Below are 5,025 nucleotides of genomic sequence, written 5' to 3' on the forward strand. Positions count from 1 at the left end.
TTTTCATACCCGTTGAAATAGGCCAGGCCGATGTCGGCTGTTCCGATGGTGCGATCCCAGCGCAGGGCGAACTGTTGACGGAGACGTTCAGCGCCGCTGGTGTAGAGGGGATCATTTGAGATATCAAGCCCGCCATCAAAAAAGTTAAACCGGTTAACCTTGCCCGGAAGCTCAGCAGGCGTGAAGTAACTGAAATGATAGAGATCGAAGCGATTCTCTCCAAGGATCAGCCTCGCCCGAATCGCCGGTTCCCCAAGCTTGTTCGTTTTCGGGTCGAAAAAATCAATGACGAAATCATTCTGATTAAGAATATCGACGATGTTAACGGACTCCACTGTCCCCCAGAAGAAGGTCTGATATCCCACCCGCAGCTCGAATTGATCGGCAATATACTCACCGTACACATCATCGAGCGAGATGAGATTGAACTCGGGATCGCTGATACCGAAGCGAAATCGCGGTGCGATGACAGCCTGCCAGGCGTCATTGAAGAACAGAGCCAGGTCAGGTTTCACCTGGACCGAGGCGACGACATCCTCCTGCGCCCCTTTCCCCGCGTCAGGAAAGACGGCGACATAAGATGTGCCGGTGACCTTCAAGTCGCGCTCCATGCCCGCCACCTCACGAACAGCGACAAACGCCAGGACAAAGGCCACGGCGATGCTGATCATGGGAGGAGGCGCACACCTCATCTCCGGCTCATCGTCATCTCTCCGCCTAAACCGGCGCCGATGGCTGATGGCCGGTCATTTCCCCATCGTGGACTGTCTTCCGATCAAATTTCATCAACACCCCTGGCAAGAAGAGGAAGTCGAAGAGCAGGGCAATGGCAATGGAGAGGCTGATCATCAGCCCCATGCTGGAATTGAACCGGAAGTCAGAAAGAATAAACAGGCCGAATCCGACGACCAGGATGATTGTGGTAAAGAGTAGCGCATGCCCGACGTCGTTGAGAGCTACTTCAAAGGCCGGGCCGCTCTCCATGCCGCTCTCCTTGCTGCGTTGATAACGGACCATGAGGTGAATGGTGTCATCAACGATGACGCCGAGCGCCGCAGCCGCAACGATCGAGACCGCAAAGTCCACATGGTCGCCCATCATCCCCCAAATCCCAAATGTGAGGACAATCGGCAAGCCATTGGGAATCATACTAAGCATCCCAAGACGTAGCGAACGAAAGGTGAGCACGCAGAGTGCGGTGATCAAAGCCAAGGCCAGCGCAAGACTTTTCAACATCCCTCGAATCACCCGGTCGCTCAAGTAGGTGAACATGACCCATGCGCCTACCCCTTGAGGGTTGAATTCCGGAATATGCTCGGCTGTCCAGTCCTCGACCTGCCGGAGAATTTCCCTGTGGCGCTTCGCACTGACCTTGTGCGTCGTGGCGGTCACCCGGGTACTGGAATAGTCCACATTAATCTGGTTGGTGAGATCCAGCCCGAAGGGTAGCGACATGGTATAGAGCAACAGGTATTGGGCCGTGAGCTCCTGGGTGTCCGGCAAACGGTAGTAGGCGGGATCATCGGCATGCATATTTTTGTTCAATCGCTTCATGATCGGAACAATGGAGTTGACGTGAGTCACTTCGGGGATGGTGCGAAGATACTCGCTGAAGGCTTCTACCTTCGCCAAGAAGGCTGGGTCGTTGATGCCGTTGGGTCTGCCGCTCTCCAGAGAGTAGTCGGTATAGTTGACCCCGGTGAGATTCGCATCGACGAATTCGGCGGTGTCTCGGTACCACGTGCCAAGCTTCCAGTAATTGATGGGGTTATTGTTCAGCTCGAGACGAAGGATAAAGAGACTGCCACACACTGCCAGGCCCAGCAACCCGTAAAACAGCCACTGATAGTGCCGGACCGCGAACTGGCCGAGCCGATCCGTCCATTCCGAACGCGGAGGTCGGCCCTGGAGCAGGTCCGGCATGGATCTGGAGGGTTTGATGCCGCAGGGGCAGATGGCCAGCACTGCGGGTAGGAATGTCACGGAGAAGACGAAGGTGAAGAGTACTCCACCGCCCACCAGAATGCCGAGATGCCGGACGGGCGGAACCTCATTCAATGTCATGGATAGAAATCCGACCGCCGTGGTCACCGCGGTCAAGAAAATCGGTGTGAGGTTCTTTTCCAGCGTTGTTTGGACGGACTCTTCCTGGGTGAGGCCCGTCCGACGCAGGCGAGTATAGCTCACCACCATGTGCACGGAATAGGCGATGGCAACCGCCAACAGAATCTGCGGGAAGACGGCAGAGACCGGGGTCAACAAGAGCCCGAGATGTCCGGCGAGCCCGAGGGTGAAGAAAATCGACAGCAGCACGACCACCAGTGGAAGCACAACCCCTCCGGTGGACCTGACCAGTAGAGCCAGAAAAACCACGATGAGCCCGACCATGAAGGGCATCATCGCTTTCATGTCATCCTCAGGAGTTTTGGCAAAAGCGTGGTTTATCGCTACAACGCCGTTGATCCGGTATTCGATCTCAGGATGCTTCTCGCGTTCTTGATCGATAAGCTGCTCGACAGCGACATAGATGTCACTGGCCACATTCGGATTCTCCTCCAACGGCGGAAAGAGCACCCTCGCATTGATTTGAGTCACCCGACCATCAGGAGACAGCAGCAGCCCGTTCAGCGGCGGTTCACTCAGGGCAATCCGTTCCTTGGCGCTGAGCACTGGGTCGCTCAGCGGAAGCCGAGTGATCAGGTCGTCGACGATCAGGTCATCCTCCGTCACCTCGGTGTGCTGGTAGTTGGTCACCGAGTCCACCCGGGTGACATATGCGGTCTTCCACAGCGCGGCGGTGAGGTCTCGGACTGTCTCGAGAACGTCGTTGGAAAAGACCTGTTTATTCGCATGATGAATCACCACCGTCACATTATCGTCCTTGGTATAGATGGCCTGGAAGTCGTCGAAGGCCTGCAGCTGGGGATTATCCTTTCCGAAGAACACCCGATAGCTGGAATTGAACCCGGCTTTGGGCAGACCGGCGGCACCAAGGGCGAACAGCAGCAGGGCTCCAACGATCATCAACCAAGGGTATCGGATGACCGTGCGGCCGTACGACTCCGCAATGGCCTGGTCGATACGGTTGCTTCCCATGCTCTGCCCCTCCAGTCTGATCTGGACACCGGTCTTTTCGATGGCTCGTTAGCGCTGCCGTTCCAGCGACCGCTTGGTGAACACTGACGGCTTCAGTCCTTGCTGAAATTTCCAGTTCTCGAATACCAGGATGGTTTTCTTCTTGGTCTGGAGGTTGTCCATGATGATCTCGCTCGGTCTCCAGAACTTGCCGAGATAGCGGGTGTTGCCGTTGTCGGACTCGACCTTGAGCGGTGCACCCCTGCGATCAAAATACTCCTGCTTGACAGTCTGGTGATTGGACTGATCCACCCAGGTGATGATCTTGGTATAGCCGGAGCTCGGATCTTTCGGGTACCGCTCGACAACCCAGACGGGTACCCCGTTGTGCATGTCTTCGCGGAGGTATTTGTACGTGTACTTCTCGGGTTCGTTTGAAGTGATGTCCTCATAGCTGAACTCGGAGCCCACGAAGCTTCCGCTTTTGTTCTTGGAGGCAATGCGCTTGACCCGCTTGAGTGCGGGGAGATAAAGCCACTGGTCGTCCGGTCTCTCGATATGCTCGAACGTCAGCAATCCGGTTCCCTTAATATCGCGGGGATACTGAAAGGTGATCATGGTTTTATCCCCGTCATGTTTTACCTCCATGTATTGGGTCTCCATCTTGCGACGACTCTCTTGCCCGGCCGCATTGAGCAGGGTCATGGACATCGTCGCCTTGGCATCTCGATAGCCGAGATCCATATTATCCTGGGTGATGAAGATATGCCGCCCTTGCTCTTCCGGCGTTGTTCCCGGTGGTGGCGCAGCAATCCCGGTGGTCGGGAGGATGAGGAGTGAGATTGCCACGACAATCGAGCGAAAGCGGCGATGGGCAGCTTGGGCATCCTGCCCCCGGGACAAGCCCTCCATAAAGAAGGGGCGAAAGGTCCAGGTGGTGTGCAGGTCGTTCATGGGTCATCTCTCCTCTGTCAATGGTTCAAAAAAAATGTTGTATGGTCCCCAGCCACTTTCTTTTGTTTGTGACCCATCAGGAGAATACGCGAAACTCTTTGAAAAATCGACGGACGACCCCCGTCATGGGCCACCGCCGCACTGCAACTTTCGCTGGGTCGATCACTGGTCCTGGTAGCGTGGAGAGGGAAACCGAAGGAACAGGCTTCAACACGCGCTGTCGTCAAGCATAGCGCGCGTATGGGAGGCCTTGCGTGTGAGCGGGGTCAGTTCCACCGAGATTGGGCATGGGGTCCCGGAAAAGTTTCCGGAGGGGTTTTCACGGGTTTCTAGGAACTTTTGAGGTATGTTAAAAGGGATTTTCAGGACATTCTCAGACAGATTACCCGCTGTTCTTTCGGGGCCACGATGGTCGGCCCCACTGCCGCGCCGTCGGGCACCCGTCGTGGGAGAACAGGAGTTGTAAATAGCCTGGCCATGCAGATCGGGCGGTCGACCAAGCGACGGTTCGTCGGCCCTTGAGAGGGGCCACGAAGATGAATGTGTGATTGCAAGACCTGACCCCAATTTACCAATTCATCAATCTTTCCGGCAGGATCGCTGCTGCTCTCCCTCCCTTACGGCTTGATGTAGATATAGCCCTCCCGCTGGAGGTCGGCGATTCGCTTGACTGCAACAGGGTGGGCGGTCGGCTTAAACCCTTTGGCCAGCTTGTCCAATGGTTTGTCAAACAGCTTCATGGACACTTGGCACATCTCAGCCTGCGCCCCTTTGTCCAGGATGAGTTGGAACTTTTTCTTCAGCTCCGGGTCGATGGTCTCCTTGTCAAACAACAGTAAAGCAGGCCCGTGCACGACCAGCTTCAGGTCGATCTTGTCCGGGCCGCCCTCGGCCTCAATGTGCTTGTTGATGAGGGCCATGGCGTACTTGGCCACAGCGGGGTCCTTACTATCCACATGATACAGCACCCTCACTTTCCCCTCGCTGAATGACTCA

4 protein-coding genes are annotated in these 5,025 nt (G+C 55.8%); all 4 read right to left on the reverse strand.

Annotated features, from left to right (window positions below):
• Positions 1–656: hypothetical protein (locus O6929_07285; protein ID MCZ6480188.1), on the reverse strand; the 656-nt coding region annotated here is incomplete at its 3' end.
• Positions 657–717: 61 nt separating this feature from the next.
• The gene (locus O6929_07290; protein MCZ6480189.1) at positions 718–3,096 is read right to left on the reverse strand and encodes an MMPL family transporter; all 2,379 of its coding nucleotides are present in this window, start codon (positions 3,094–3,096) and stop codon (positions 718–720) included.
• A gap of 48 nt (positions 3,097–3,144) precedes the next feature.
• Positions 3,145–4,029, reverse strand: a complete 885-nt coding sequence (locus O6929_07295; GenBank protein ID MCZ6480190.1) for an outer membrane lipoprotein-sorting protein — start codon at positions 4,027–4,029, stop codon at positions 3,145–3,147.
• A 617-nt stretch (positions 4,030–4,646) separates the two neighbouring features.
• Positions 4,647–5,025: DsrE family protein (locus tag O6929_07300; GenBank protein ID MCZ6480191.1), on the reverse strand; the 379-nt coding region annotated here is incomplete at its 5' end.

It is taken from the genome of Candidatus Methylomirabilota bacterium, from assembly GCA_027293415.1.
Lineage (GTDB): Bacteria > Methylomirabilota > Methylomirabilia > Methylomirabilales > CSP1-5 > CSP1-5.

Bases quoted from the DNA above. Each gene is read 5' to 3' on its own strand.
- O6929_07290 (MCZ6480189.1), bottom strand. From the start codon at position 3,096: ATGGGAAGCAACCGTATCGACCAGGCCATTGCGGAGTCGTACGGCCGC.
- O6929_07295 (MCZ6480190.1), bottom strand. From the start codon at position 4,029: ATGAACGACCTGCACACCACCTGGACCTTTCGCCCCTTCTTTATGGAG.